General features: G+C 61.3%; 21 protein-coding genes and 1 pseudogene. 15 read left to right on the plus strand and 7 right to left on the minus strand.

Annotated features, from left to right (window positions below):
• Nucleotides 1-9: 9 nt before the first annotated feature.
• Genes FHS92_RS05815 through FHS92_RS05830 form a run of 4 tightly spaced genes read left to right on the plus strand, consistent with a single transcriptional unit; the run spans nt 10 to nt 2,251 of the window.
• The gene (locus FHS92_RS05815; protein WP_184078323.1) at nt 10-597 is read left to right on the plus strand and encodes a YceI family protein; all 588 of its coding nucleotides are present in this window, start codon (nt 10-12) and stop codon (nt 595-597) included.
• A gap of 9 nt (nt 598-606) precedes the next feature.
• Nucleotides 607-1,197: a cytochrome b/b6 domain-containing protein gene (locus FHS92_RS05820; RefSeq protein WP_184078325.1), complete on the plus strand. Its 591-nt coding sequence runs from the start codon at nt 607-609 to the stop codon at nt 1,195-1,197.
• A complete protein-coding gene (locus FHS92_RS05825) occupies nt 1,194-1,775 on the plus strand; it encodes a YceI family protein (protein ID WP_184078327.1) in 582 nt (193 codons plus the stop codon). Before FHS92_RS05820 ends, FHS92_RS05825 begins: the two co-directional genes overlap by 4 nt.
• The gene (locus tag FHS92_RS05830) at nt 1,772-2,251 is read left to right on the plus strand and encodes a YybH family protein (protein ID WP_184078328.1); all 480 of its coding nucleotides are present in this window, start codon (nt 1,772-1,774) and stop codon (nt 2,249-2,251) included. Before FHS92_RS05825 ends, FHS92_RS05830 begins: the two co-directional genes overlap by 4 nt.
• A gap of 41 nt (nt 2,252-2,292) precedes the next feature.
• Here the strand turns inward: FHS92_RS05830 and FHS92_RS05835 are convergent, their stop codons facing one another.
• The 5 genes from FHS92_RS05835 to FHS92_RS05855 all read right to left on the minus strand — a co-directional run bounded on the left by FHS92_RS05835 (nt 2,293) and on the right by FHS92_RS05855 (nt 7,746).
• Nucleotides 2,293-3,438 carry a helix-turn-helix domain-containing protein gene (locus tag FHS92_RS05835; protein ID WP_184078330.1) on the minus strand — a complete coding sequence of 382 codons (1,146 nt, stop codon included), beginning with the start codon at nt 3,436-3,438 and terminating at the stop codon, nt 2,293-2,295.
• A 92-nt stretch (nt 3,439-3,530) separates the two neighbouring features.
• Entirely contained in the window at nt 3,531-4,616 is a 1,086-nt protein-coding gene (locus FHS92_RS05840) for a copper resistance protein B (protein WP_246351773.1), read from the minus strand.
• Entirely contained in the window at nt 4,616-6,436 is a 1,821-nt protein-coding gene (locus FHS92_RS05845; RefSeq protein WP_184078332.1) for a copper resistance system multicopper oxidase, read from the minus strand. The genes FHS92_RS05840 and FHS92_RS05845 overlap by 1 nt, the downstream gene beginning before the upstream one ends.
• 74 nt (nt 6,437-6,510) lie before the next feature.
• Nucleotides 6,511-6,831 (minus strand): hypothetical protein, encoded by a 321-nt coding sequence (locus FHS92_RS05850; protein ID WP_184078334.1) that lies wholly within the window; start codon nt 6,829-6,831, stop codon nt 6,511-6,513.
• 51 nt (nt 6,832-6,882) lie between these two features.
• On the minus strand, nt 6,883-7,746 hold the full coding sequence (locus tag FHS92_RS05855; protein ID WP_184078336.1) for an IclR family transcriptional regulator: 864 nt from the start codon (nt 7,744-7,746) through the stop codon (nt 6,883-6,885).
• A gap of 112 nt (nt 7,747-7,858) precedes the next feature.
• Here FHS92_RS05855 and FHS92_RS05860 point away from each other — a divergent pair, with 112 nt between their 5' ends.
• The 10 genes and pseudogenes from FHS92_RS05860 to FHS92_RS05900 all read left to right on the plus strand — a co-directional run bounded on the left by FHS92_RS05860 (nt 7,859) and on the right by FHS92_RS05900 (nt 17,453).
• Nucleotides 7,859-8,464, plus strand: coding sequence for a dioxygenase family protein (locus FHS92_RS05860; RefSeq protein ID WP_184078338.1), 606 nt, complete (start codon nt 7,859-7,861; stop codon nt 8,462-8,464).
• Nucleotides 8,464-9,177, plus strand: coding sequence for a dioxygenase family protein (locus FHS92_RS05865; protein WP_184078340.1), 714 nt, complete (start codon nt 8,464-8,466; stop codon nt 9,175-9,177). Before FHS92_RS05860 ends, FHS92_RS05865 begins: the two co-directional genes overlap by 1 nt.
• A gap of 5 nt (nt 9,178-9,182) precedes the next feature.
• Complete coding sequence (gene argE, locus FHS92_RS05870) at nt 9,183-10,403, plus strand: acetylornithine deacetylase (protein WP_184078342.1); 1,221 nt, start codon at nt 9,183-9,185, stop codon at nt 10,401-10,403.
• Entirely contained in the window at nt 10,390-11,688 is a 1,299-nt protein-coding gene (locus FHS92_RS05875; RefSeq protein WP_184078344.1) for an MFS transporter, read from the plus strand. Before argE ends, FHS92_RS05875 begins: the two co-directional genes overlap by 14 nt.
• Nucleotides 11,687-11,761, plus strand: a pseudogene (locus FHS92_RS18725) (hypothetical protein); the annotation flags it as partial. The gene FHS92_RS05875 and the pseudogene FHS92_RS18725, both read left to right, overlap by 2 nt.
• 384 nt (nt 11,762-12,145) lie before the next feature.
• Nucleotides 12,146-14,653, plus strand: a complete 2,508-nt coding sequence (locus FHS92_RS05880) for a TonB-dependent receptor (RefSeq protein WP_184078346.1) — start codon at nt 12,146-12,148, stop codon at nt 14,651-14,653.
• A 68-nt stretch (nt 14,654-14,721) separates the two neighbouring features.
• Nucleotides 14,722-15,555: a DJ-1/PfpI family protein gene (locus FHS92_RS05885; protein WP_184078348.1), complete on the plus strand. Its 834-nt coding sequence runs from the start codon at nt 14,722-14,724 to the stop codon at nt 15,553-15,555.
• A gap of 29 nt (nt 15,556-15,584) precedes the next feature.
• On the plus strand, nt 15,585-16,445 hold the full coding sequence (locus FHS92_RS05890; protein ID WP_221230894.1) for a DJ-1/PfpI family protein: 861 nt from the start codon (nt 15,585-15,587) through the stop codon (nt 16,443-16,445).
• 14 nt (nt 16,446-16,459) lie between these two features.
• The gene (locus tag FHS92_RS05895) at nt 16,460-16,903 is read left to right on the plus strand and encodes a hypothetical protein (protein ID WP_184078350.1); all 444 of its coding nucleotides are present in this window, start codon (nt 16,460-16,462) and stop codon (nt 16,901-16,903) included.
• A 172-nt stretch (nt 16,904-17,075) separates the two neighbouring features.
• Nucleotides 17,076-17,453 (plus strand): hypothetical protein, encoded by a 378-nt coding sequence (locus FHS92_RS05900; RefSeq protein WP_184078352.1) that lies wholly within the window; start codon nt 17,076-17,078, stop codon nt 17,451-17,453.
• 129 nt (nt 17,454-17,582) lie between these two features.
• Here the strand turns inward: FHS92_RS05900 and FHS92_RS05905 are convergent, their stop codons facing one another.
• Both FHS92_RS05905 and FHS92_RS05910 read right to left on the minus strand, forming a co-directional pair.
• Nucleotides 17,583-19,853 (minus strand): membrane-bound PQQ-dependent dehydrogenase, glucose/quinate/shikimate family, encoded by a 2,271-nt coding sequence (locus FHS92_RS05905; protein WP_343056665.1) that lies wholly within the window; start codon nt 19,851-19,853, stop codon nt 17,583-17,585.
• Nucleotides 19,854-20,053: 200 nt separating this feature from the next.
• Nucleotides 20,054-20,512: an Lrp/AsnC family transcriptional regulator gene (locus tag FHS92_RS05910; protein WP_184078356.1), complete on the minus strand. Its 459-nt coding sequence runs from the start codon at nt 20,510-20,512 to the stop codon at nt 20,054-20,056.
• A 100-nt stretch (nt 20,513-20,612) separates the two neighbouring features.
• On the opposite strand from FHS92_RS05910, the gene FHS92_RS05915 reads away from it, so the two are divergent.
• The gene (locus FHS92_RS05915) at nt 20,613-21,854 is read left to right on the plus strand and encodes an amino acid aminotransferase (RefSeq protein WP_184078358.1); all 1,242 of its coding nucleotides are present in this window, start codon (nt 20,613-20,615) and stop codon (nt 21,852-21,854) included.

Here is a 21,854-nt window from a genome sequence, read left to right on the forward strand (position 1 = left end):
ATGCGTCCTATGTTGATGTTTCTGAGTGCTGTGGCCGGCGGCTTTCCCGGTATCGCCCTGGCGGCCGATTCCAGCCCGTCCAAGGCCCCCGCAGGCACGTACGTGCTCGACAAGGCGCATGCGAGCGTGACGGGCAAGATCCTGCACGTTGGGCTTTCCTACTTCACGTTCAACTTTACCGATTTCGACGCCAGCTACACCTATGACCCCGCGCAGCCCACGAAGGCACAGGTGAAGGTCAGTCTGAAACCCGCGTCGGTCCGCACCGGGGTCGCGGCGCTCGACACCGAACTGGCGGGCTCGAAATTCTTCAACGTCGCCCAATATCCGGACATCAGCTTCAGTTCGACATCCATTACGCCGGGTTCCGGCAACAAGGGCGTCATGACGGGAACGCTGACCATGATGGGCAAGAGCAAGACCGTCAGCCTGCCGGTCGTCTACCATGGCTATGCAACCCTGGGATCGGCGCAAAAGATGGGCTTTTCAGGTACGCTCAACGTCAAGCGCTCGGATTTCGGCATGACCGCGCTGGTCGGGCCGGTTGCTGACGACGTTGCGCTGGCGATCGAAGTCGAATTCGCCCTGAAAAAATAAGGGACAGGCGTGAGACCCCACGAGCGAAGCCGCTACCCCGCACGCGCGATCATCCTGCACTGGATGATCGCCCTGTTGCTGATCGCCAATCTGGTCATTGGCCTCCGGATGGAGGCGCTTGCCGGGATGGATCAGTTCCGGGTCTTCCAGCTTCACAAGTCGATCGGCATCACTGTTCTGCTGCTTACGCTGATCAGGATCGCTATTCGTTTGAGTTACACCGCCCCGCCCTATCCCGATGGCGTGGCGGGATGGCAGCGAATGCTCTCGAAGACGGTTCATGGGGCGTTCTACGGCATCATGCTTGGCCTGCCGCTGACCGGCTGGATCGTGGTCTCAGCCAGTCCGCTCAACATCCCGACGGTGCTGTTCAACATGATACCCTGGCCGGACATCGGACCGCTTACCCAACTGTCCTTGGCCAAGAAAAAGGCGCTATCCGGCACGGTAGGCGACGTGCATGTGCTGCTCACCTATCTGACCTACGGCTTGATCGCGCTCCATGTTACGGGCGCGCTCAAACACCAGTTTTCCGGACCGGTCAGCGTCCTCTACCGGATGCTGCCCCTCTCCTTCCTCCGCAAAGAACGGCCGTCATGACTCCCACACCCCTTGTTCGTATCATCGCAGGCTTCGCATTGTCCGCACTCACCTGGGCACCTCTGCCGGGTGAGGCCAAATCGCCCGCCGTCTGGAAAATGAACAGCGCCAGGTCGAAGGTGGAATTCCGTAGCAGTTTTGGCGGTGACGCGTTTACGGGACAGTTTAAACGCTGGAATGCCCGGATCCTGTTCGACCCGACGGATCTCGCCCATTCTTCGGTGGCCGCCACGATCGATCTCGCCTCCGCGGCGACAGGCGACTCCTCGCGCGACACATCGCTGCCCGAAAAGGACTGGTTCTACGTCGCCAAATTCCCGACCGCCAAGTTCGTCTCCACCAGCTTCCGCGCGCTGGGCGGGAACCGATACGAAGCGGCGGGAACACTGGAAATACGCGGCATCAAAAAGCCCCTGAAGCTGCCCTTCCAGCTGGACATAAAGGGCAATGTGGCGGTCATGCGCGCGCAGGTGGCCGTCAACCGGCTCCTTTTCGGCGTGGGTCAGGGCCAGTTTGCCGATCCGCAGAGCATCCCGGCCAACGTGGCGGTCAACCTGATCGTGACCGCGCAGAAATGAAGACCCCACGCGCCTGCCAGAACGTCCTCCCGGCGCTGATCGCCGTGATCGGTACGGTCTGTGCCCCCCATCCCTCGTCCGCCCGGCCTGTGTCCGCTGACGAGACTCGGATCGCGGAACTGCGAAAGGCATCGAACGCCGCCATCGCAGCGCATGACAGTAAAAATGCGGTAGCACCCATGACGGACGAGACAATTATCGTCACGAGCGGCGGGTCGCTCCTCACCGGGCGCGTAAAAATGCAGGCGGCCTTCGACAAGAGTTTTTCTGATCCCAAGTTTCTGCGCTATGTCCGCAGCCCTAACCGGATCGCCGTCACCGATGGGCTGGCTATGGAGCGCGGCGTCTGGGAAGGCCGCTGGACCGACCGCAGTATGGCCGGCTGTTACCTGACACGGTGGGAACGCCCGGATGGCCAATGGCGCATAAAGGCCGAGATGTATGTTCCGGCCGACCCGAGCACTTGCGTTCGGTAAGAGTGCTCGCGACGCTGACCAGCGTCGACAATCCCCTGAGTTTATGGATCCTGCGCTGACCAGATATTCCGCGCGTTGATGGGGCCGGAATACAGCAGCGATGCGCCGATATTCGTCGTTCCCATGGTCCGAACGTCATAGACCGCCTCGAAATCATGAGCGCCGCCCACCTTACTGGCAAGCTCGGACAGGAATTTCGGGCTGATCGCGATTTCGGCGGCCTGCGCAAGCCCAGCGCTCTCCACGCCGCCGATAATGACGACGCGGGTGTCGTTGGGTCCGGGAAAGGTCGCGATATAGGCGAAATCCCGGTGCGTGCTGCTCGCCACCTCGATTTCCGTTCGCTCGCGGTTCATCGCGATGTTGACGCCCTTGATATACCATTCATTCCCGCTGGACAGCCGCAGCCGCGAAACCGACTGCCATGGCTTGGCGAGATCACCCATCGTGTCGAGCCGCCCGAGATAGACGATGTTGCTCAGCTTGATGCGGTCGGGCGTCGTTTCCGACATGGAAATGAGGCGGGGATCGCCCCATTTGCTGTCCATGCTTCCCAGCACCGGCAGGATCGCCTGCAACGCGGCGCCCCCGGCCACCGGCATCATCAGCATTCCATAGTCATGGCCCGGGGGCGGCATGACATAGTCGCCCAGCACGATGGAGGTAGGGCGAGACGATCCGGCGAGAAGCTTCCAGACGACCGATTGCCGCACTTCTGCAAAGCGGTCCGGCGCATTGGAAGACCAGAGCAGATTGACGAGCAGCACCAGCCCAGCGCCGATCACGACCCCAGCGACCAGTCCGCCCATCCTCTTGAAGGACGGCTTTTCGGGAGCCCCGCCTTTTTCCTCCCGCATCAGTTCAAGGCGGTATTCGCCGCGTGGGAGTACCACTCTCGACCCGGCGATCTGACCCGAGACATAGGCATCGCCAATTTTCTTGCGCAGGCGGTGGATGTAGACCCGCACGGTGGCGTCTTCCGTCGGGTTGAACGCGGGATCGCGACCGAATACCTCGATCGCGATCTCGCTTTCCTTGGGCGATCTGCCTTCGATTGTCGTTTTCAGCAGATAATCGAACAGATCGACGAGCAGACCCTGTTGGCCAAGGCCGCCGTTCTGTCTGAGAGTCGCTGCGGCATCCTGCAACGCGGCCGTGTCGTTCGTTGTTTTTCTGCCGATTTCCACGCTGCGAACCTAATGCCCCCCTTGGACGCTGACAACATACAAATCATGCGCGGCGGCTTTCGAACGACATCAGGACGGAACGCTCAAGAACCCTAGAACCAGGCTCTTAGGCCCAGCACCACGGCCGCACGGGATGGGTCTTCGCCCTCGGCACGCAGATACCGTCTCGTCCTGCCGAAGGCGCTTTCCCACTGGACCCCGACATAGGGCGCGAATTGCTGGGTTACATGATAGCGCAACCGCAAGCCAAGCTCTGCCTGGGTCAGACCCGCACCGACACCGATCTCCGGAACATTCTGTGCCGCCAGATTCACTTCCGCGCGCGGCTGCAAAATCAGCTTCGGTGTGATGCGCAGGTCATACTCGACTTCCCCACGCGCCGTCACATCGCCCTTCTGGGAGAGAAACAGCGCGCCATCCACCTCCAGCCAATACGGGAGAAGTCCCCGAACGCCGACGACCCCGTACGTCCGGTCCGGGTTGGGCCGGAAATCATGCCGGGCACCCAGCTGCACATCGAACCAGGGACCGATGGCATGGCTCCACAAGGCCTGGACCTCGACCTGCTCGGGCGCCGCATCGAAGCTTCCCTCGCCTTCGCTCTTGATCCAGAGCTTGTCGATATCGTTGCCCGTCCACAGGTCGCCTTCCCAGGCATAGCCATCCTTGCCGTCAACAATCTTCGTTTCCAGCCGGTCCAGCATCACCTTGGCAAAGGTCATCTCGCCATGCTCGCGTATCATGTTCGCGCGTGCCTTCGCCATGACCGCCGGATCATAGCTGAGATCGGCGGCGTGCGCGGGACCGGTCAGTGCCCGCCCATCGACCGGCTTGTGCGGAGGATCGCCAGGCACAGGGCCATGGTGCATGTGCCCGCCCGCCATGCCATGGCCCGATGGAGCGGCCGCCCCATTGCCCTTTCCGGCAGACGGCGAAGGCATGGCATGACCGGAATGCATGCTGTGATCCATCGGCGCGGGATCGGAGGACGGGGGCATCGAGTCGCCCGCGTGCATGCTGTGATCCATGGGCATGGGAGGGTCTGATGGCGGATTTCCACCAGGCATGGCCATGCCGCCATGATCCATGTGATGCCCATCCTTCGCAGGATCCATTTGCTGCGCATGGCCGGTTGAGGACAAGGCAAGGGCGATCGAAGTCGCAAGAAATACCCTCATCATGCCTCTCCTTCCAGCGGACGGACTGTGACGACACGCATCATGCCTGCGTGCATGTGTAACAGCAGATGGCAGTGAAACGCCCAGTCGCCCGGTTCATCGGCCGTCAGATCGAAACTCGCCGTCCCGCCCGGCTGGACGGTCAAGGTGTGTTTCTTCGGTTGCCTCGCGGGCGGTTTGCCGTTCACGATCTCGAAAAAATGCCCGTGCAGGTGGATGGGATGGGTCATCATCGTGTCGTTGATCAGCTTGACCCGCACGCGTTCGTTGCGGGCGAAGCGGATCGGGTCCGGGTTTTCGCTGAGCTTCTTTCCGTCGAACGACCACATGAACCGCTCCATGTTCCCCGTCAGGTGGATGTCCAGCTGCCGTTCGGGCGGACGGGTATCGACATTTGGCGTAGCCGCTTCCAGATCCCGATAGGTCAGCACCCGGTGGCCGACATTTTCCAGCCCAAGCCCAGGATAGCCCGTGCGGTCGGCGGGCATGGGTGAGATCATGTCGACACCCGGATTGAGTTCGAACCCGGCAATTTTGGGATCGCGCATGCTGTGCCCCATGCCCCCGCCATGCGATGCGGCATCTGGAGCCTTTTCGGGCAGCTCGGGTGTGTCATGTCCGGCATGGCCCGACCCGTGCGGCATGGACGCTTCTGGCTTGGTGGCCATCGCGCCCATGTTATGCCCGCCCATCTGATGCCCAGATCCACCGCCCATGCCCATGTCGACCATTTTCAGCGTGGGTCGTTCGCGAAGCGGCGGAATCGCAGCGCTCATGCCCATGCGGGGTGCGAGCGTTCCCCGTGCCATGCCGGTGCGATCGATGCTTTCCGCAACGATCGTGTAGGCCTGCTCGCCTGCGGGCGTCACGATCATGTCGTAGGTTTCGGCGGGCGAAATCTGGAACTCGTCGGTTTCGACCGGCCGGACATTCTGGCCGTCGACCGACACGATGGTCAGCGGAAGACCGGGAATGCGGAAATTGTAGATCGACATGGCCGAAGCATTGATGAGCCGGAGCCGGACCCGCTCGCCCGCATGGAACAGCCCCGTCCAGTTTTCGTCCGGGGAATGCCCATTCATTAGAAATGTGTATGCCGCCGCGCTGACGTCGGAGATGTCGGTTGGGTCCATGCGCATTTGCGCGAAGCTTTTGTTTGTCTGGGATGAAACGCGGTTGGGGCTGGTCAAGGCCTGCTTGCCGCGATTAAAAAAGCCGCCCTGCTTCTTGAGGAGACCGACGATTTCATGGGGGTGGAGGAAGCTCCAGTCGGACAGTACAATCACATGCTCCCGTTCATAGGGTACCGGATCGGCGCCCGCGGGGTCGATGACGATGGGGCCGTAGTGGCCCTGCTGTTCCTGAAGCCCCGAATGACTGTGGTACCAATATGTGCCGCTCTGGCGGACCGGAAAATCATAGACGAAGGTTTCACCCGGCCGGATGCCCGGAAAGCTGATGCCCGGCACTCCATCCATGGCAGGAGGGACGAGCAGGCCGTGCCAGTGGATCGAGGTATCCTCGTTGAGGTGGTTCGTAACGGCCATCCGGAACCGCTGACCTTCCTTCAGGCGGATGAGCGGCGCTGGCAGCGTCCCATTGGCCGTCACCGCATGCCCGACGCGTCCATCCAGTTGGAAATCCTTGCGCGCGATGGTCAGCGCCAAGGATTCGCCCGACAACACCGTGCGGTCCTTGGACGCCAGTCCGTGAGTGCCGGTCTTCGCCCAGGCCGGAAACAACGAGTTCATAGCCAGCGCGCCACTTCCAAACAGCGCCGACCGCAGCAGGTTGCGCCTGCCGACAGGGTAATTTTTCATAACAGATCTCCCCGCGCACCACGGCGCGACAAACGGAATCAGGGAAAGACGGCCACGGCCGTCATGATCCGTGATCAGATCTTGGGAGGAGGAAGGTCGATCGCCACAGGGTCGTCCACCAAGGGGGCGACCGCGGGAAAGGAAACCGATTCGCGAAGGACCACGACGGCCTCCCCGACATGGGGAGCAACGGCAATGATCACGGCGCAATTCATTGCGCAGTGCATCGGTGCCGTCGCAGGATGATCGTCCCGCTTGGTTTGTTCCATATGCATACTGCCCTGCTCATGCGCAGTGACGCTCGACATGGCGTGGCACGGGGTCGCACGAGCGCGCATATCGGACATCCACAGAGTCGTCGCGAGCACCGCAATCATGAGCAAGACCCGCATCATCCTGTCAGTCCCGCCGCTGAGAAACAGGGGGATATGCGATGATCGCCGGTTTCACGCCGCCTTGTCCACATAACCCAGCTTCCGCGATATCTGGCGGGCGGCATTGACCACAGCCTCGACATAACGCGTATCAAGCGCGCTCAGATCGAAGGCGGTGTCGGGACCGGAGATATCGATCGCGCCCACCACGTCGCCGGACCGGCTGTAAACCGGCGCGCTGACCGAGCTGCCGCCATGTTCCAATATGCCCCGGCTGATGACATAGCCGCGCGCTGCCGCCTCCCCCACGCGGATCAGCAAGGCTTCCAGCGTGTCGGGTGTCTGCTCCGAAAGCTTCTGGAACTTCACGCTCTCATACAATTTGCGAATGTCTTTCGCCGAGAGCTCAGACAGGAGCAGCCAGCCCATCGGCGTGGCGTAAGCGGGCAAACGCGCGCCCACGTTCAGGTTGCTCAGGAAACCGGACCGGTTCTGGACGCAGTTCAGGTATAGCACTTCCCGCCCGTCGCGAATGGCCAGGTGGGTGGATATGCCCGTATCGTCCCGCAGCCGTTCCAGCTCCGACCGCGAAATCTCGATGATGTCCTTGGACGACAGATAGGCAAAGCCGATATTGAGCACGCGCGGCCCGAGCATGAACTCCTTGGTGTCCGGCGACGCTTCGAGAAACCCCATGTGGCGCAAGGTGTAGATCAGCCGGAACACCGAAGACCGGGTCAGGCCCAGATGCTTCGCGATTTCGGTGACGCTCATCGGCTTCTGTTCGGCCGCGATCGTTTCCATCACCAGCAGACCACGGTGCAGGCCGGGCACGAAATAGGCTTCGTGGTTCTTGTGCAGATCCTCGTTGTCCTCGATTTCATCGAGGTCCTCACGGACCAGACCTTTTCCTATTGTACTGGGCGTTTTCCCCATTTTTCCCTGCAACACTGATCTGAGAGCGGCTCTATATGGGCGCACGCAGGGATCAGGTCAACAAATCATCTCTTTTGTTGACATGCAAAAATGCGTTTCATATATAAAAATCATGGAGACAGAGAATTATACCTGCGAGGATACCGTCGGGCCTTATTATGCGCCCGCATTCCTCGACGATGACCGCCAGAACCTCACCAATTTTTATGACTATCTGGTCCGTCCCAAAGGAGACGTGATCATCGTGCAGGGCGCAATCCTAGATCGCGACGGAAACCCTGTCAAACCGGTGCTGGTAGAGGCCTGGCAGGCTGATGCCAACGGTCGGCGGCGGACCTCCGCCACCCTTGAAGATGCGGATCTCGACCCCTGGTTCGACGGCTATTCGCGCCATTATTGCGATGATGGCACGTTCGAGCTGACGACGATCATGCCCGGCGCCGTACCGCCCTGCCGGGAATCCCCGTCGGCGCGTGCACCATATATTACACTCAACCTTTACATGGACGGGACCGAGCGCCTCGCTACGCAGATCTTTTTCGAGGGCCGTCCCGAAAATGAAAGCGACCCGCTCCTCCTGTCCTTGCCAGAACCGCTGCGGCCCCGCCTGCTCGCCCGGCGTATGCCCGACAACAGCGACGGGGTTCCGGTCTACAGAATCGATCTCAAGCTGCGCTGTGCCGACGAAACACCCTTTTTCGAAGATCGGTTCGGGTGATGGAGAACAGAGTTTTGCCCAATTTCGATCTTCAGTTTGACGAGCAACCCGACTGGCGTCGGCTCGAAGTCGGCGAGACCGACTTGTCAGCGGAGGCACGGGTTCCGTTGCGTTCGCTGCGCCCTATTCCCGAAGCGGCCCGGACGTCCTTCGCTCCGTCGGTGACGCGCCTGCCGGGGCTGCGCGCGGGCGAGAACGATCTGACCCGCATCGCGCCCGGCCGCCCCCAGGCCGAAGGCGTGAAGCTGCTGGTATCCGGCTCCATCACCGACGAGAACGGGCGCCCGCTGCGTGGTGTACTACTCGAAGTGTGGAACGCCAACAAATGGGGGCGCTACACCCACAAGGACGACCCGGCGGTCCAGCAGCTCGATCCCAATTTCCTGGGATATGGCCGCGTGCTGACCGACGACGATGGGCGCTATTCCTTCGCGACCATCCGTCCCGGCTCTTATCTGGTCCGCCCCGAAATTGACCGCTGGCGGCCTTCGCACATCCATCTGTCGGTACGCGGCGGATCCAGCCGCCTGATGACGCAGATGTATTTTCCGAACGATCCTCTGCTCGACATCGATCCGGGCTTTCAGCTCTTTGGGGCCGCTGGCGCACGCCAGATCGGCGCCGAGAGCGTGTCGCGGACCGAAGGCATCGATACAGACATCCGCTTCGACATCGTCATCGGTGGCCGAAACCCAACGATTTTCGAGGACTGATAGATATGGGCGGGGTGCTGGTCTCGGAGCGAGCGAGCGGGTCGGACGACCTGCCGCAATCGGTCGCCCTTCTGGAAAAGCTGGTCGCGTTCGAAACAACGAACAGCAACAGCAATCTGGACATGATCGAATATCTGCAGTCCCTGTTTCAGGACGCGGGGATTGAGCCGTGGCTGACCTACGACAAGGACCGGCGCAAGGCCAATCTGTTCGCAACGTTGCCGAGCGTGGACGGCGTCACGCAGGGGGGCATCGTCCTGTCCGGCCACAGCGATGTCGTAACGGTCGAAGGCCAGAAATGGAGCACCGACCCCTTCACCCTCACCCGCCGTGGCGACCGGCTCTATGGGCGCGGTTCCGCCGATATGAAGGGGTTCATCGCCGTCTGCATGTCAAAGCTGGAAAGCTTGCAGGCGAAACAGCTGCGTAAGCCGCTCCATTTCGCGTTCTCCTTTGACGAGGAAGTGGGGTGCCTTGGCGCACCGCTGATGCTTGATGAAATGGTACGCCGCGATATCCGGCCGGAAGGCTGCCTGATCGGCGAGCCGACCAGTATGAACGTGGTGGTCGCGCACAAGGGCGCCAACCTGTACCGCTGCCGCGTGCATGGACGACCGGCCCACAGCTCCGCGCCGGTTCTGGGTGTCAACGCCATTGAATATGCCGCGCGGGTCATCTGCTTTATCCGTGATCTGGCCGACAGCATGAAACAGCAGGGGCCGTTCGACCGCTTTTTCGAAACCCCCTACTCGACTGCGCAGACGGGTCGCATATCCGGCGGCGTCGCCACCAACGTGGTTCCGCAATTGTGCGAATTCGATTTTGAGTTCCGCAACATCCCCCAGATCGACGCGCAGGATATCTACGCGCAGATCAGCGACTACGTGGAAAACACCATCCGGCCCGCCATGCGCGAAGAATGGGACGGCGCGGACATCGCGCTGGAGAAAATTGCCGCAGCGCCCGGCCTCAATGCCGATGAGCAGGCCATGATGACGCGCCTTGTGCGGGCGCTGACCGGCGATGGCGATATCCGCAAGGTTGCCTATGGAACGGAAGGCGGACAGTTCCAGAATGCAGGTGTTCCCGCCATCATCTGCGGTCCCGGTAGCATCGAGCAGGCACACCGCGCGGACGAATTCATCGACATCGATCAAATTGCCCAGTGCGAAGCCTTCATCGACGCGCTGGCTGGCCCAACAGGAATTGACAATGAAAGCCAATGATCAGGGATTGAACACCGGAAAAATCAGTCCGACGCGTGCCATTTTCGTCGCATCCATCGGCAATGCGCTGGAATGGTTCGACCTGATCATTTTCGGGTTTCTCAGCGTCGTTATCTCGAAGCAGTTTTTCCCCGAGACCGACCCCACCACGTCGCTGATGCTGACTTTCGCAACCTTCGGGATCGCCTTCGTCATGCGTCCGCTGGGCGGGATCTACATCGGTATTTTCGCCGACAAGAAAGGGCGCATCAAGGCGCTGACGCTCGCGGCCGGGCTGATGATGCTCGGGACGGGCATGATCGCGCTGATGCCGACCTATCATGACATCGGTATCATCGCGACGATCGGCATTGTCCTCGCGCGGCTAATTCAGGGCTTTTCCGCGGGCGGCGAATTCGCCAGCGCCACCGCTTTCCTCGCCGAGCAGTCCAAGGCGCGACGGGGTTTCTTCGCAAGCTGGCAGATCGCCAGCCAGGGGCTGACTACATTGCTGGCAAGCGGTGCGGGCGTCATGCTGACAACGATGATGGCGCCCGAAGACCTGGAATCATGGGGCTGGCGCCTGCCTTTCTTCTTCGGCATGCTCATCGGCCCGGTGGCTTTGTATATCCGGTACAAGGTTCCCGAGACGGAAGAATTCGTGGAGGCCGAGACGACCGAAACGCCGCTTCGCGACACGCTTCGTTCGCAGCGCAGGCCGCTCATCATCGCCATCGGGGCAACGGTGCTGGGCACTGTGTCAACCTTTGCGGTCCTTTATGTGCCAACCTTTGCAGTGCGCGAATATGGCATCGCCGCGCAGTCGGCATTCACCGCCACGCTGGCTACCGGCATTGTGCAAATGATCCTTGCGCCCGTGGTAGGCCATCTTGGTGACAAATGGGGACGCCATAATATCATGATCGCGGCGGCCGTTGGCATGCTTCTGTTGATCGCACCGCTCTATATGTGGCTCGCCGCCGTCCCGACCGGCACAACGCTCATTCTTGTGCAGATCATTTTCGGCGTGTTGCTCACCGGGTATTTCGCGTGCCAGCCTGCCTTCTTGTCCGACCTCTTCCCGGTTCAGACCCGCACGACCGGTATGTCGATCGGCTATAATTTCGCCGTCACGCTTTTCGGAGGGTTCGCCCCGTTCATCATTACCGTGCTGATCAACACGACCGGCAGCAAGCTGTCACCAGCACTGTACATCATGTTCGCGGCTGTCGTGAGCCTGATCGCGCTGGTGAGTTCCCGCAAGACGGTCCAGTCGTTCCGAAGGGCGGAAGCGGCGGCTCGCTGAGGCGCTCTCCGCGCCTGCCCGGTGTTCGTATTCCGGGCCAGTCTCCTTGAGAAAACAGGAAGGCCGAATGTGACTTGGTCATGTTCGGCCTTGTCGTATTTTGGCTTTATCCTGCAAAATCAAAGTATTTTGGAAATCGAAAGCGGATGACCGGCGTATGCGGCGATCTGAGAAAGGGGCATCGCATCCTTTAAAGCCGCCAACGTCGGCGACATCATCCGTGAAACAGGATTTGGAAATAAAAATAAAGGCTTTTTTGATTTTCCTCTAAAACATCCGTTGACATATAAAACAATTCTTCTAACCTCAAATTCGCAGCAGAATCATTCCCGCTCCTGAAGCCGGGACGGTTCTGCGAATGGGAGTGTAGAAACACCACAAGGGGAAGCATATGTCAGATCATCGTGTCGCTAATCGTCATTCGGGAACAAGAGCTATTCTTGCATGTGGAACGGCCATGTTGCTGGCACTGCCCGCGCTGGCTTCCGCACAAACCGCCGGGGAAAACGGCCCCGTCGAACTGGGTGACATCGTCGTGACAGCCACCAAGCAGGCAAGCGCTGTCAGCACCATTCCGATCGCCATCAACGTCATCACCAAGGATGACCTCGATCAGCAGTCCATCCGTACCCAGGAAGATCTGTCCCGCATTTCGCCCTCGCTGGTGATCACCAACGGCAACAGCTCGGCCGGGTCCAACGTCTACCTGCGCGGTATCGCATCAAACGTCGGTGCGCCGACGGTCGGCATCTATCTCGACGACGTTCCTCTCCAGCGGCGCAACCAGAGTTCGTCGTTCAACGGCAACGGAACGAGTTTCCCGCAGTTCTTCGATCTGGAGCGCGTCGAAGTGCTCAAAGGCCCGCAGGGCACACTCTATGGCGGGTCGTCAATCGGCGGAACGGTTCGCTTCGTCCTTCCGGAACCCGACCTCAAGACCATGAAGGTCCGCACCAAGCTGGAGGGTGCCTTCACAGAGCATGGCGACCCGAGCATTGAAGGTGGCGCGATGATCAGCGTTCCGCTGATCGAAGACCAACTCGGCCTGCTGACCAGCGTCTATGCCCGTCGCCTCGGCGGCTGGGTCGATCACGTCAGCGTCCATGACGGCCGCGTGCTCGACGACAACACCAACTCCCAGGATTCCTATTCGGGTCGCATCGCCCTCTTGTGGCGACCGAATGACACGCTGACGGTGAAGCCGGCCGTCTACTACTCCAACGACACATATAATGATTCCGATAAATACTGGACCAACATACCGTCCTACACAATTCCCGGATACACTGTCGCCGGATCGGCCACCACCAATGGCCAGCCTTATGTCGTGCCCGCCTATACCTTCCCGGAACGCAATTTCTTCGGCCCGTACAAAACCGGTTCGAACTGCGTCGTAGGCGACAATTTCAAGACCACGCAGCAGGAATGCGCCCCGCGGGAAAAGCGTGAATCCAAGCTACTGATCCCCAGCCTGACGGTCAGCGCCGATATGGATTGGGCCACGCTCACCTCGGTCACATCCTACACGTTTGACCGCAATCAGGGCGTCAAGAACAACGGTTATGAAGATCTGGTCCTGATCGGCACGGGCCGACCGGCTGGCGGAATTCCCAACGCCCTTCCGTCGGGCAATATATTCTCGCCGCTGATCCGCAACTACAGCGACCCCTTCTCCTTCGACAACCAGCGCAAGGGCTGGACGCAGGAGCTGCGGGTTGCGACCGACAACTCGAAGATGTTCAGCTTCGTCGGCGGCCTTTATTACTCGCGGTTCGTCACCTCCTCTTACGGCCAGTGGGAAGGCAATACCGAGCAGCTGCTCAAGGACCTGTACAATGTGACAGTCCTGTCGCGCTATCTGATCGATACCATCCCGCTCAACTATCGGCGCAACCAGCAGGTCGAGAAGGAACTGGCGGCCTTCGGCGAACTGACCTTCTCGGTGACCGACAAGCTCAAGCTTCTGGCTGGCGCGCGGATTTCGAAGACCAAATTCTCTTATTATGAAGAGACTGCCGGTTCGACGGTGGGACGCGCAACGGCGACGACGACCAACGGTGGCATCACCAACGGCACGATCAAGGAATCTCCGTTCACGCCCAAGTTCGGTGCTCAATATTTTATCGACAACCGCAACATGATCTATGCTTCGGCCAGCAAGGGCTTCCGTCCGGGCGGCGTGTCGTCACGCCCCATTGGCACGATCTGCGACGCGGAACTGGCCGCGCTTAACTTCCCCAATGTCCCTGCCGTACCGTTCAAGTCGGACTCGGTCTGGGCCTATGAAGCAGGTGCCAAGCTGCGTCCCTTCGGGAATGTTCTGTCGCTGGAGGCTTCGGCCTATCGCATCGACTGGAAGGACACGCAGGTGACCTACCGTCTGAACTGTAACGGAACCTACGTCGCCAACGCCGGTAAGGCCCGGTCGGAAGGCGTTGAATTGCAGGCTTCGTTGCGTCCCACCGCCTGGCTGACCCTCAACGGTGCGCTCTCTTATGTAGACGCGACGTACGGCGCGCTGAGCCTGGGTTCGGTCAAGTTCATCAACGAAGGCGATCCCGCACCCGTACCGAAGTGGAGCTACAATCTTGGTGCGCAGGTCCGCGCCCCGATCAGCAGCGGCGCGGAAGGCTACGCCCGGTTCGATTTCCAGCATTCGGGTGGCTATCCGACGATGCCTGGACCGGGCACCAACGGCCACTTCCCGGATGTCTACAAGCTGCCGTCCACCAACTATGCCTCGATGCGTCTGGGTGTAGAAACGGGCAAGCTCGATATCTCCTTCTACGTCAACAACCTGTTCGCTTCGAAGGACATCACGGCTCAGACATTGAACCGTGGTCGCGGAAATTGCAGCTTCAATTCCTCGGGCGGCGTGACGGCGTGCACCCGCGACTCCCACGTATTGTGGCCCTACACCTTCCGCCCCCGCACATTGGGCGTTACGGCTAAGTTCACATACTGATCGTTATGCCAACAGGGCGGCTTATCCAGCCGCCCTGTTCTTTTTGACTGTAAAAGACGGAGTGCCTCGTGAAATTGAACCGTCGTGATTTGGCCAAGGGTGCGATGTTGGCCGCCGGTCTCCTCGGAGCGGGATCGCAGGCGAACGCCTACACCAAGAGCACCAAGCGGCAGGCTGGACCGACGCCGGATGCCGAGGGCGGTTTCTGGAAGAATCCCAAGGGCAACGAATATATCGCGATGGTCGCCTACCCCGGCATGACCGCGCTCGACCTCTACGCCCCCCATTATTATTTCGCCACGATGCGGGGCGCGCGGGTACACATTGTCGCGGCCACCAAAGAACCGTTGCTGTGCGACCGCAACTGCACGATCATTCCCGACGCAACCTATGCCGATGTTCCGGCCAACCCCGATCTGATTTTCGTTCCGGGCGGCGGCGTGCCGACCGTCGATGCGATGGAAAATGACGCCCTGATCGATTTCCTCGCCGACCGGGGCAAGGGCGCCCGGTTCGTCGGCAGCATCTGTACCGGAGCGCTGATCCTGGGCGCGGCCGGGCTCCTGCAGGGCAAGCGCGCCACCGCACACTGGAAAGTGCGCGACGCCTGCCTCCCCGCCATGGGTGCCACCCCCGTCAACCAGCGCATCGTGCACGACGGCAACGTCGTCACCGGCGCGGGCGTCACATCCGGCGTAGACTTCGGCATCTATATGACCAACATTTTCCGCGGGCCGGACTATGCGCGCACGTTGCAGCTGATTTCGGAATATCAGCCCGAGCCCCTGTACAATTCAGGCACACCCGAAGCCGCACCTGCGGGCATCGCGAAGTTCGTCACGGGCCTGCTGCCGGGTTATAACGAGCGCGCCGCAAAGATCGGCAACCGCAAAAAAGCTTGAACAACGCTGAACGACACAAGGACGGTACGATGACCAACGGGATAGACCATGACGCGATCGACGAGGCGCTTGCGGGAATGAGCCGCAGAGGGCTGATGCTCGGCGCGGGTATGGGTTTCGCAGCGCTGTCAGGGCTCAGCATGGTGGCGCCCGGGGTGGCCGCCGCACATGACCAGAAGGGCAAATATGTTGATCGTTATCCCGACAACAAGCCCAAGGTTGGACTGCTCGTTTATCCGAATATGGTCATGCAGGATCTGATCGGTCCACTCACCACCTTCAACATTCTTGGTTTCGAAAATCATCTGGTATGGAAAGATCTCAGCCCGGTTCCAACCGAACTGAAAATCAGCGTCGCGCCGACTACCACCTTTGACAACTGCCCGAAGGATCTCGACGTGCTGTTCGCTCCGGGCGGCACCATGGGCACCATCGCGTGCATGAAGGACGATGCCGTACTTTCGTTCCTCGCCGACCGGGGTTCACGCGCCAAGTGGGTGACGAGCGACTGCACCGGCGCGCTGATCATGGGGGCTGCGGGTCTCTACAAGGGCTATCGCGCGACGACGCTGTGGAACGTCATGGAATTTCTGCCGATTTTCGGCATCACCCCGGTCCATGAGCGCGTGGTGATCGATCGCAATCGCATGTCGGGCGGCGGCAATACCGCTGGTATCGACTTCGGCCTGACGCTGGGCGCCGTGTTCCGGGGCGAAGAAGAAGCCAAGCGCTGCCAGCTCATCATGGAATATGCCCCCGCGCCGCCCTTCAAATCCGGCACGCCCCAGGAAGCCGATCCCAAAATGGTCGCCGCCATCAAGGCCGGACGGGTCGGAATGGACAAAATGGTCAAGGATGCGGCCGAAGCCGCTGCCGCAAAGCTCGCTTGAACAAGGAACTCGCTATGATCCGGACTGCAACACTTGGTTTGGCCGCTATCGCCGCATTGATCGCGGGTTGTTCGCAAACGATGGCTACCGCAAAAGAACGCCCTGCTCCCGTCCAGCCTTTCGTGGGCGAGGGCAATGTACTCTTCATGGTCTATGCCAATCCCGTCGAAGGTAAGGACGCGGAATTCAACACCTGGTACGACCGCCATATGGGTGCGATCGCGAAGCTTCCGGAGTTCGTGAAGGCGCAGCGCTTCATCGTGCAGCCCCGCGCCAACCGCCCTCTCCCACCCTATAAATATGTCGTGGTGTATGAGGTCAAGGGCGGCGACATCGACGCGGCAAACGCCGCCATCGGCGCGGCGGTCAAGGCCGGACAGGTCGAAGCACCCGACATGAAGCTGATCCTCAAGCTGGAGAGCATGGCCTACAAGGCGTTCACCCCGGTGATGCACTGATATGAAAAAGGCCCTCCCCTTCTGCGGACGGCAGTTAGCAACAATTGCTTTTCCCGCTTTGGCCCTCGGCCTTGCGTCGTGTCAGAACGCACCCACGCAGAACGGGAGTACGGCTGCCACGGACAAAACGGCCCCGATAACCACCAATGCTCCCTCCACGGGCACTGCGGCCATGACGCCCCGGCGCGAGCTAATGCTGCATGTGATGCAGCGTAACGCCGATCAACTGTGGAACTGGACGGCCTACTCCGCCAGTCGCAGCGGGTCCGGTTACGCGTCGCCCAAGACAGACGAAGACTGGATGAACGCGGAGAGTGATGCGCTCACCATCGTCGAGCTGACCAAATTGCTGGACACGGACGAATATCGGATCGACGATGCCGATTGGCCCAAGCTCGTCGCCAATTTGCGTGCTGCGGTTCAGGAGAGCGCGACAGCCGCGGAAAACAAAAACTTTGAAGGCATGCTCGCAGTATCCGACAAAATCGATGAACAATGCGTCGCGTGCCACATGCATTATGTGCCGGGTATCGAGGTGCGACCGAAATAAGGCTGCGAGCGACTGTTCGGACCCTTCCCAACCTAGCCCTTGCCCCCTGTCAGACCCATCTGGCAGGGGAAATTTTGGTCCCTGGACCGACTGTTCCGATCAGAATTGGCTGTGCGGTCAGCTACACCGTCACTCCCGGGGCAACGCAAACGCTACGAGGCTGTCCCCTACCGGCGCCTGGATCAACGGTTTGCCGCCTGCCGCCACGACGACGAACTGGCGACCGCTCTTCGGCGAGCGGTAGGTCATGGGGACCGATTGCCCGCCGGCTGGCAGGCGCGCGCTCCAGAGTGTGCGCCCATTGGCGAGGGACAGCGCCCGGATTGTGCGCTCCTGCGTCGCCGCGACGAATACAAGACCACCAGCGGTCATCATGGCACCGCTGTTGGTGGGCACGCCCATCGGCAGGGGCAAGCCCAGCCGCAGGCCAAAGGGACCGCTGTCGCGGGCTGTACCGAGCGGGCGTTCCCACCGCACAGCCCCCGTCTGGATATCGACAGCCGTGATCAGGCCGAAGGGCGGCTCCGAACAGGGCACGCCGAGCGGCGAGAGGAAGCCCGCGCCCGCCGCCGCATACGGTGTTCCGGTCTGTGGCCAATAGCCGCGCACCGGCTTCGCACCCGGCACGCCGCGCGGAGCAAGGCCCAGCGCGTCGGCTTCCCCACGCGGCAGCAAATGATGGAGGGTGGGCACGCGATTCGACACGGTAACGAGCAGTCCCCGACGCGGATCGACCGCCACCCCGCCCCAACTGAGCGCGCCCATGAATCCAGGATACTCGATGGTCGGCGACAGGCCGGGCGGTGTCATTTCACCATCATAGCGCGCCTGGCGAAACCGGATCCGGCAGTACAGCTGGTCGAGTGGCGTCATACCCCACATCCGCACCTCGCTAAGCCGTGGCCCCGCGAGCGACGGCATCCCGACGGACACGGGCTGCGTCGGCGACAGGCGCTCGCCCGGAGCTCCCCCCTGTGGCGCGGGCAGCTCCTTTACCGGCTTGATGGGGCGACCGGTACGCCGGTCGAGTACGAACAGCTGTCCGCGCTTGGTAGGCTGGATGAGCGCGGGAACCGTCCCGCCCGCAGGCATCGGCAGATCAACCAAGGTCGGCTGCGACGACACGTCATAGTCCCACACATCACGATGCACCGTCTGGAAAGACCAGCGCGGCCTGCCCGTCGCTGCGTCCAGCGCCACCACGGAACTCGCATAGCGCTGGAATTCCGCACGGCGATGCGCGCTGAAATAGTCCGGGCCAGCATTGCCCGTCGGTACATAGACCATGCCCAACGCCTCGTCGGCGCTCATCGGCGCCCAGGCGTTGGGGCTGCCAAGCGTATAGGTCTTGCCAGCAGGCGGCTCGGCCGGATCGTCGGGCCGACCTATGTCGAACGCCCAGGCGAATGCCCCGCTGCGCACGTCATAGGCGCGGACGACGCCGGGTGGCGATTGCGTCTTCTGCCCGTCCATCACCCAACCGCCAACGATCACTCGCCCGCGCACTACGGCGGGCGCGGATGTCGGGTAATAATAGCCATGACCGATCGGCCCCATGCCTGTGGCAAGATCCACCATGCCGTTCCGGCCGAAATCCCCGCAGGGCCGCCCGGTCGTCGCGTCGAGCGCCCACAGTTTCGCGTCCAGCGTGGTCGTAAGGATCCGTTCCGGACATACGTTACCCCCGGTCCGCACAAACGCCACGCCGCGGCACGAGCGCGACTGCACCTCGCTCACATCGATGCGCGGATCAAACCGCCACAACCTTTTGCCCGTTTCGGGATCAAGCGCGTCGACCATGCTCATATTGTTGCACACGAACAGGCGGCCGCCGATCATCAGGGGCGTCACCTCCAGGTTGCCGAGCTTGCCGTCGGGCGGCACGCCCAGATGGACAGACCAGGCCGGGCGCAGTTCCGCGACATTGTCCGGGGTCAGGGACGCGAGCGGAGAAAAGCGCGTACCGCCCATATCGGCTCCCCAGCTCGTCCATTCGCCGTTCGAAGCAGGCGCAGCGAGCGACGGCAAGGACTGGTCCGGCAGCGGCGGCACGATCACGACACGAGCGGTCACGAGGACGAGCATGACCGGCGCCAGCCAACTGAGCCTGTTCCCCCGGGCCGTGACCAGGAACGGCACCCCCAACAGGCTGGGCAGGAACAACCGCGCGAACAGTGGCCAGCCGGTAGTCCCCCGCTCCGCCAGTGCCCACAGCGCCGTGCCGATCAGGACCAGCGCATACAGCACGACCGCACGACGGTCCCCCCGCCAGGCCAGAACTCCGCTGCCGATCGTCCCCAGACCGGCAAGCAGATAATAAGGCGATCCCCCCAATGCGACCAGAAAGGCTCCGCCAGCGACGAGCGCCAGTCCGAAAAGGCCGAGCAAGGCGCCGTGCACGCACCTTATCCGACGCATCGATCACCCCGGCATCCCATTGCGTTTACGGTCAACGGCGTTCCCCGAATTCAAAGGCTGGTGCGGCCGGGACATTGCCACCCCCGGCATGCGGGCGAAGCACTACATCCCAGCGCAAATGTTTATATACGCGACACGCGTTTTATATATCAACATAAATGTGAAGTGGGGACTGTGGCACCCTATATCGGCAACGCTGTGGTGTATTTCCGCTGCGAAAGGGCGAAGGCCGACGACGCGTTTGCGACGGAACTTGCGGTCAGTATCTTCTTGCGCAGAAAATTCTCATACGCCGCCACGTCCGAACAGACGATGCGCAACAGATAATCCCAGTCCCCGGACATCGCATAGCATTCGACGATTTCCGGATGCAGGCTGACCATCGCCTCAAGATCCTCGGTCGTTTGCGGCAAATGATTTTTCAGCCTGATGTGGCAGAATACGTTCAGCGGCAGGCCCAACAGCTGGGGATCGGCAAGCCGGACGGTCTGGCGCAACGCTCCCGCGTCTTCGAGCGCCTTGACCCTGCGCCAGCACGACGCGGGCGATGCGCCGACCCGCTCGGCCAAAGCATTTTGACTCAGCGTCCCATCGACCTGCAGGGCACGGATAATTTGCATATCGACCACATCGAAATTCATAATTCAAAAAACTCATAATAGTGAACTTATGAGATCACGTAATAGCGCACCGCTGACAGATTGAACAGATTTAATCGCTGCAGTCGACTATGATGATCGTATGAGCACTGACCTGTTGCTGGAACGCCCCAGCCCCTTTTCCTCGCTGCAACCGCAGCCAGCCGATGCGCTCCTTGCCCTAATCGCGATGTACGCCGCCGACACACGGCCGGACAAGATCGATCTCGGCATCGGCGTGTACCGCGACGAGGCTGGAAACACGCCGGTTCCGCCCAGCGTCAAGGCAGCGGAGCGGCTGCTTCTGGAGAGCCAGGACAGCAAGTCCTATTTGGGCACCGAAGGGGACATGCGCCTCCTGGACCTATTGGCGCAACTAGTGTTCGGCCCCGCCGCCACGCCCGGTCACCATCTCGCCGCCGTCCAGACGCCCGGCGGCACCGGCGCGCTCAGGCTTGGCGCGGCGCTGCTGGCACGAGCCAACCCGAGCGCCCAGATCTGGCTCGGTACGCCGGGATGGCCCAATCATGCGCTGATTTTCGGCAACACCGGAATGCCCGTCCGGACATGGCGCTATTACGACCCGCAGTCCATGCGGGCGGACTTTGAGGGCACGTTGGAGGCCCTCAATCAGGCCCAACCCGGCGACGCTGTCCTGTTGCAGGCCTGTTGCCACAATCCCACCGGCACGTCCCTCACGCTTCGGCAGTGGGACGAATTGGCCTCGTTCCTGGCGGAACGCAGGTTGATACCGTTCGTGGACCTCGCCTATCAGGGGCTGGGTGACGGGCTGGAAAAGGATGCCGAAGGTCTGCGATCGATCCTCGCGGAATCCCCCTCGGCGCTCGTCGCCTACAGCTGCAGCAAGAATTTCGGCCTGTACCGCGAAAGGGTCGGCGTCCTGTGGGTGCTCCATAACGATGCGCACGAGCTGGATCTGGCACGCGGGAACATGGTGTCGCTGGCGCGGGCCACCTGGTCGATGCCGCCCGATCATGGCGCAGCGACGGTGCGGATCATTCTCGAAACCGAAGCACTGAAAGCGCAGTGGGTGCAAGATCTGGAAGAAATGCGCGCGCGCCTGTCTTGGGTACGATCGGAACTCGCCACCGCCCATCCCGAATTCGCACCGCTGGGCGACCAGCGCGGCATGTTCAGCACCTTGCCGATCTCCCCCGCCACGGTGCGTGAGCTGCGCGAGAAGCACGGTATCTTCATGCCCGAGTCGGGTCGCATCAACCTCGCCGGGCTGAACCGGCACAGCATTGACCGGTTCGCCGCGATCATGCTGCCCTACATCCGGAGCGCAGGCTCGTCGTTTCAAAACATCAAGGGAACACAGTGA

The sequence above is a fragment of the Sphingobium subterraneum genome, assembly GCF_014199435.1.
GTDB lineage: Bacteria > Pseudomonadota > Alphaproteobacteria > Sphingomonadales > Sphingomonadaceae > Sphingobium > Sphingobium subterraneum.

Excerpts from the sequence above, each read along its gene's own strand:
- FHS92_RS05815 (WP_184078323.1), top strand. The coding sequence starts at position 10 with ATGTTGATGTTTCTGAGTGCTGTGGCCGGCGGCTTTCCCGGTATCGCC.
- FHS92_RS05825 (WP_184078327.1), top strand. The coding sequence starts at position 1,194 with ATGACTCCCACACCCCTTGTTCGTATCATCGCAGGCTTCGCATTGTCC.
- FHS92_RS05830 (WP_184078328.1), top strand. The coding sequence starts at position 1,772 with ATGAAGACCCCACGCGCCTGCCAGAACGTCCTCCCGGCGCTGATCGCC.
- FHS92_RS05840 (WP_246351773.1), bottom strand. The coding sequence starts at position 4,616 with ATGAGGGTATTTCTTGCGACTTCGATCGCCCTTGCCTTGTCCTCAACC.
- FHS92_RS05845 (WP_184078332.1), bottom strand. The coding sequence starts at position 6,436 with ATGAAAAATTACCCTGTCGGCAGGCGCAACCTGCTGCGGTCGGCGCTG.
- FHS92_RS05850 (WP_184078334.1), bottom strand. The coding sequence starts at position 6,831 with ATGATGCGGGTCTTGCTCATGATTGCGGTGCTCGCGACGACTCTGTGG.
- FHS92_RS05855 (WP_184078336.1), bottom strand. The coding sequence starts at position 7,746 with ATGGGGAAAACGCCCAGTACAATAGGAAAAGGTCTGGTCCGTGAGGAC.
- FHS92_RS05860 (WP_184078338.1), top strand. The coding sequence starts at position 7,859 with ATGGAGACAGAGAATTATACCTGCGAGGATACCGTCGGGCCTTATTAT.
- FHS92_RS05865 (WP_184078340.1), top strand. The coding sequence starts at position 8,464 with ATGGAGAACAGAGTTTTGCCCAATTTCGATCTTCAGTTTGACGAGCAA.
- argE (WP_184078342.1), top strand. The coding sequence starts at position 9,183 with ATGGGCGGGGTGCTGGTCTCGGAGCGAGCGAGCGGGTCGGACGACCTG.
- FHS92_RS05875 (WP_184078344.1), top strand. The coding sequence starts at position 10,390 with ATGAAAGCCAATGATCAGGGATTGAACACCGGAAAAATCAGTCCGACG.
- FHS92_RS05880 (WP_184078346.1), top strand. The coding sequence starts at position 12,146 with ATGTTGCTGGCACTGCCCGCGCTGGCTTCCGCACAAACCGCCGGGGAA.
- FHS92_RS05890 (WP_221230894.1), top strand. The coding sequence starts at position 15,585 with ATGACCAACGGGATAGACCATGACGCGATCGACGAGGCGCTTGCGGGA.
- FHS92_RS05895 (WP_184078350.1), top strand. The coding sequence starts at position 16,460 with ATGATCCGGACTGCAACACTTGGTTTGGCCGCTATCGCCGCATTGATC.
- FHS92_RS05900 (WP_184078352.1), top strand. The coding sequence starts at position 17,076 with ATGACGCCCCGGCGCGAGCTAATGCTGCATGTGATGCAGCGTAACGCC.
- FHS92_RS05910 (WP_184078356.1), bottom strand. The coding sequence starts at position 20,512 with ATGAATTTCGATGTGGTCGATATGCAAATTATCCGTGCCCTGCAGGTC.
- FHS92_RS05915 (WP_184078358.1), top strand. The coding sequence starts at position 20,613 with ATGAGCACTGACCTGTTGCTGGAACGCCCCAGCCCCTTTTCCTCGCTG.